The organism is Sandarakinorhabdus oryzae (assembly GCF_009733735.1).
GTDB classification, from domain to species: domain Bacteria; phylum Pseudomonadota; class Alphaproteobacteria; order Sphingomonadales; family Sphingomonadaceae; genus Sandarakinorhabdus; species Sandarakinorhabdus oryzae.
The window spans coordinates 1-4817 of the sequence record NZ_WNJP01000191.1; the positions used below are offsets into that span (position 1 = coordinate 1).

The 4817-nt window shown below is 67.8% G+C and carries 8 protein-coding genes; 7 read left to right on the forward strand and 1 reads right to left on the reverse strand.

Features of this window, described 5'->3' with window-relative positions; translation table 11 throughout:
• The 7 genes from trpC to GJ693_RS13855 form a co-directional block, all read left to right on the forward strand.
• Positions 1-705 (forward strand): indole-3-glycerol phosphate synthase TrpC (gene trpC, locus GJ693_RS13825; protein WP_156256861.1); only part of this gene is annotated, 705 nt, incomplete at its 5' end.
• Positions 702-1172 (forward strand): cyclic pyranopterin monophosphate synthase MoaC, encoded by a 471-nt coding sequence (gene moaC, locus GJ693_RS13830; protein WP_156256862.1) that lies wholly within the window; start codon positions 702-704, stop codon positions 1170-1172. The genes trpC and moaC, both read left to right, overlap by 4 nt.
• The gene (locus GJ693_RS13835) at positions 1169-2368 is read left to right on the forward strand and encodes a molybdopterin molybdotransferase MoeA (protein ID WP_156256863.1); all 1200 of its coding nucleotides are present in this window, start codon (positions 1169-1171) and stop codon (positions 2366-2368) included. Before moaC ends, GJ693_RS13835 begins: the two co-directional genes overlap by 4 nt.
• Before the next feature lie 46 nt (positions 2369-2414).
• The gene (gene lexA, locus GJ693_RS13840) at positions 2415-3098 is read left to right on the forward strand and encodes a transcriptional repressor LexA (RefSeq protein ID WP_156256864.1); all 684 of its coding nucleotides are present in this window, start codon (positions 2415-2417) and stop codon (positions 3096-3098) included.
• Between the two features lie 184 nt (positions 3099-3282).
• A complete protein-coding gene (locus GJ693_RS13845; protein ID WP_156256865.1) occupies positions 3283-3708 on the forward strand; it encodes a hypothetical protein in 426 nt (141 codons plus the stop codon).
• Entirely contained in the window at positions 3705-3920 is a 216-nt protein-coding gene (locus GJ693_RS13850) for a helix-turn-helix transcriptional regulator (protein ID WP_156256866.1), read from the forward strand. Before GJ693_RS13845 ends, GJ693_RS13850 begins: the two co-directional genes overlap by 4 nt.
• Positions 3917-4120 carry a hypothetical protein gene (locus GJ693_RS13855; RefSeq protein ID WP_156256867.1) on the forward strand — a complete coding sequence of 68 codons (204 nt, stop codon included), beginning with the start codon at positions 3917-3919 and terminating at the stop codon, positions 4118-4120. Before GJ693_RS13850 ends, GJ693_RS13855 begins: the two co-directional genes overlap by 4 nt.
• On the opposite strand, the gene GJ693_RS13860 is transcribed toward GJ693_RS13855, so the two are convergent.
• On the reverse strand, positions 4102-4817 hold a 716-nt coding region (locus GJ693_RS13860), incomplete at its 5' end, for an amidohydrolase family protein (RefSeq protein WP_156256868.1). The two genes, GJ693_RS13855 and GJ693_RS13860, sit on opposite strands and share 19 nt — an antisense overlap.

The window sequence follows — 4817 nt, forward strand, 5'->3', positions numbered from 1 at the left end:
GCCGCGGCCCGCGCCGCCGATGCGCCGCGCGGCTTCATCCGGGCGCTGCATGCCGCGCACGCCGACGGCCGCCACGCCCTGATTGCCGAATGCAAGAAGGCCAGCCCCTCCAAGGGCCTGATCCGCGCCGATTTCAATCCGGCGGCGCTGGCCCGCGCCTATGAAGCTGGTGGTGCTGCCTGTCTGTCGGTACTGACCGAGGAGCGCTGGTTTCTCGGCAGCGACGCCTATCTGCAGGCCGCCCGCGCCGCCGTGTCGCTGCCGGTGATCCGCAAGGATTTCATCGTCGATCCCTACCAGGTGATCGAGGCCCGAGCGATCGGTGCGGACGCCATCTTGCTGATCATGGCCTCGCTGTCGGACACGCAGGCCGCCGAACTGGAGGACGTGGCGCACGCGCTTGGCATGGACGTGTTGATCGAGGTGCACGACGCCGCCGAACGTGATCGCGCCGTGCAGCTGAAGACACCGCTTCTGGGCATCAATAACCGCAATCTGAAGACGTTGGAGGTTTCACTTCAGACCAGCTTTGAACTGGCCGACACGCCGGGCAAGACTTTGGTGGCCGAATCCGGCCTGTCCTCCAACGCCGATCTGGCAGCACTGGCCGGCGTCGGCATCCGCACCTTCCTGGTGGGTGAAAGCCTGATGCGTGCACCCGACGTGACCGCGGCGACCCGGCAGTTGCTGGGCCTCGCCGCGTGAGCAGGCTCACCCACCTCGATGCCAGCGGCGCGGCGCGCATGGTGGACATCAGCGCCAAGGCCGCCACGCGGCGCGAAGCCGTGGCCGAAGGCTTCATCCATGTTGCGAACAACGCCTTGCAAGCCATTACCGAACAAGCAGTGAAGAAAGGCGACGTACTCGCCACCGCCCGCATCGCCGGCATCATGGCCGCCAAGCGCACTGCCGATCTCATCCCGCTCTGCCACCCGCTCCCTATCGATGCGGTGAATGTGGATCTGGCGATCGAGGCCTCTGGTATCCGCGCCACCGCCACCGTCGTCACCACCCACGGCACGGGTGTGGAGATGGAGGCGCTCACCGCTGTCTCCGCCGCGCTGCTCACGGTGTACGACATGGCCAAGGCGCTGGACCGGACGATGCGCATCGACGGCATCCGCCTGCTGCGGAAATCCGGCGGGCGCTCAGGCGATTTCGTCGCCGAATGAGTGGCTTGCTGCCTTTTGCGGCAGCGCTGGATCAGCTGCTGACCGGGGTTGAGCCCCTGCCGGCCGAAACCCTCCCGCTCGATGCCTGCGCCGGCCGAGTGCTGGCCGAGGATGTCTCTGCCCGCCTCACCCAGCCGCCGTTCGCTGCGGCCGCCATGGATGGCTATGCGATCCGCTGGACCGATCTGCACCGGCCCTGGCAGGTGGTGGGGGAAAGCGCCGCCGGCCACGGCTGGCCCGGCACGCTGGGCGCTGGCGAGGCGGTGCGCATCTTCACCGGCGCGCCGGTGCCGGCCGGGGCCGATGTGATCGTGGTGCAGGAGGAAGTGGCGCGCACTGGCGAAACCGCGCGACTGACTGGCGAAGGCCCACCGCGCATCGGCGCCCATATCCGGCCACAAGGCCAGGATTTCGCTGCCGGCGAGCGGCTGTTGGCGGCCGGAACGCGGCTTTCGGCTGCCCATCTGGGCCTCGCCGCTGCCGGCGGGCACGGCACGCTGGCCGTCGTGCGCCGCCCGCGCGTCACCTTGATCGCGACGGGCGATGAGCTTGTGTTGCCGGGCGCCACGCCGGGGCCGGGGCAAATCGTCTCCTCCAACCCGGCGATGCTGACCGCCCTGCTGCGCGCTGCCGGCGCCGAGGTGTACGACCCCGGCCTGATCCCCGACAACCGCGCCGCGCTCGCCGCCGCGCTCACGGCTGCCGAGGCAGACCTGATCATCACCATTGGCGGCGCGTCGGTGGGCGATCATGATCTGGTGGTGCCGGTGCTGAAGGAGCTCGGCGCGGCCCTCGATTTCTGGAAGATCGCGCTGCGGCCCGGCAAGCCACTGCTCGCCGGGCGGTTGGGCGGCACACGGGTGCTGGGCTTGCCAGGCAATCCGGTGTCGGCGTTCGTGACCGCGCTGTTGTTCGCCGTGCCGCTGGTCTCCCGCCTCGCCGGGCGGGCGCATGATCTGCCGCTGGAAACGCTGCCGGTGGCCGCGCCCCTGCCCGCCAATGGCGCCCGCCGCGACCATCTGCGCGCCCGGCGCACGCCAGCGGGTGCAGAACCCTTCGCGCGGCAGGACAGCGCCCTCCTCTCCCTGTTGGCCCAAGCCGAGTTGCTGATCATCCGCGAGGCGCACGCCCCGGCGGCGCCGGCCGGTACGCCAGTTACCTGCATTGCGCTTGACATGTTCCATTCTGTTTTCTAGATGTTCCTTCCATGTTCCGTTTTGGAGCGGCGTGGGAGAAGCGGTCATGCTCACCAGGAAGCAGCAGGAATTGCTCATCTTCATCGATGAGCGGTTGAAGTCCGACGGGGTGTCGCCGTCCTTCGAGGAAATGAAGGAGGCGCTGAACCTCAAGTCCAAGTCGGGCGTGCATCGCCTGATCAACGCGCTCGAAGAACGCGCCTTCATTCGCCGCCTGCCCAACCGCGCCCGCGCGCTGGAAGTGCTGCGCCTGCCCGACGCGCTGAAGGCCGAAAAGCCCGCCCTCACCCTCGTTGCCAGCCGGCCCGCGCCAGCGCCGCCGGCCGTTGCCATGCTGGCCGCCAACGACACCATCACCGTGCCGCTGCATGGCCGCATCGCCGCCGGTCTGCCGGTGGAGGCGCTGGAAAGCGACCGCTCGCTCTCCGTGCCGGCCGCCCTGCTCGGCCCCGGCGATCATTATGCCCTGGAAGTGTCGGGCGATTCGATGATCGAGGCCGGCATTCATGATGGCGATTATGCCCTGATCCGGCGCTGCGACACGGCGCGCGACGGCGATATCGTCGTGGCGCTGATCGACGACAGCGAAGCGACGCTGAAATATCTGCGCCACGAAAAAGGGCTGATCCGCCTCGATCCAGCCAACAGCGCCTATGAACCGCAGCGCTATCACCCCGAGCAGGTCCGCATCCAGGGCAAGCTCGCAGGTTTGCTCCGCCGCTATCACTGAAGCACTGACACCGGCCTGCCGACCCCATAGTGGCAGGGCATGTGGTAGGGCGCCGGCCGTGGATGGCCGGCGCCCTTTACCGTTCTGAGCGCGCCCGGATTCGCTGAACGCGCCCTGAAAGTCAGGTTTGCTTGACTTCTGTCGCGCGCCATGTCATGTTTACCTGACTTCAAGTGAGGCATACATGACACAGAGTCGCAAACGCCGCCTGCGCCGTTGGACCGATCACGCCGCCTATCTGCTCATCGGTGTGGTCATCGCGATGGGCGTGCAACTGGCCCAGGGCCGGGTTGCGCCTGCGGTTATCGGCTGGCTGGTGGGCCTGGTGATGGCCGCGGCCGGCCTGTGGGCCTGTCTGAAGGGCCCGCGGGTGGATGAAGTGGCGCTGGCCGGGGTGAAATTCGCCTGGCTATGGGGCGGCTTTGCCGGCCTGGCGCTCGGCTTTGGCCTGTTCCAATGGGCGGTGCTGGCCGGCAGCGGTATTGGCTGGCCGGCAAGTCCGGCTGAACTGCGCGCCTTTGCGGCCGGCATCATCATCGTCATCGGCGTCCAGCTGCTTGCCTATCTCGCCATCCTGGCTGGCTGGTGGTGGCGAAAGGGCGGGCTGTGAAAAGCCGGCTGAAGTTGCTGCGCGCCGAACATGGCCTCACCCAGGCTGATCTGGGCGAACGGGTCGGCGTGTCGCGCCAGGCGATCAACGCCATCGAAACCGGCAAGTTCGAACCTTCGCTGGGTCTGGCCTGGCGCCTTGCCCGGCACTTCGGCCACCCGATCGAACAGATTTTCGATTTCAGCGACGAACTGGAAGGAGAACAGCCATGAACCGCCATCACCGCACCTGGGCCGCCCTGATCATCGGCATCATCGCCGGCTATGCCGTGCTGGCACTGCTGCTCGACGACGGCCTCGCACCAGATGACCGGCTGCTGTTCGCCAGCCTGCTGTTTTCGGCCAGCGGCCTGTGGTTCGGTCTTGCCGCGGCCCGGCGAGGGGGCTGCCGTCGTCACAGCGACAGGCGGTAAACCCTTGTGGCAGTGCCGCTGAACAGCGCGGTCTTTTCATCCTCGCTGTAATGAGCGCTGACCAGTTTGAAGGCGTTCCACAGCGTGCGGTAATCGCAGGTGCCGCGATCGACCGGGAAATTGCTTTCGAACATGCACCGGTTGGCGCCGAACAGATCGATCGCGGTTTCGATCCACGGCCGCCATTCATCGGCCAGCACCTGGGCCGTGGCCGGCGGATCGGCCATGAAACTGTCAAAGCCGGCGAACGGCATGGCGAGGCCACCCACCTTCATCACCACGTTCGGGCAATCGGCCAGCGCCTTGATGCCGCCGGCCCAGATCGTGAAACCGGCATCGCGGCGGCCGGTGTAGGAGGCGGTGCCGAGTGGCGTCGCCAGGTGATCGCAGATGATGGTGAGATCCGGCAGGGCGCGGGCCATGGCGACCAGTTCGGGGATCTGCGGTGCCAGCAGCCAGCAATCATAGCTGAGGCCAAGCGCCGCCAATTCCGCTAGGCCGGCGCGGAAACGCGGATCGGCGAGCAAGCCGGGCGGGTTGCGCTGCAGGATGCCGAGCACGGCCGGGTCTGCATCCCAGGCCGGTGAATGGCGGATGCCACGGAAACGCGCCGGGGCGGCGGCCAGGTGCGCCTCCAGCACCGGCCGCGCGGCGGCGCCCAGGGTGAGATCGGCGTGGCCGACGATGCCGGCGCAGG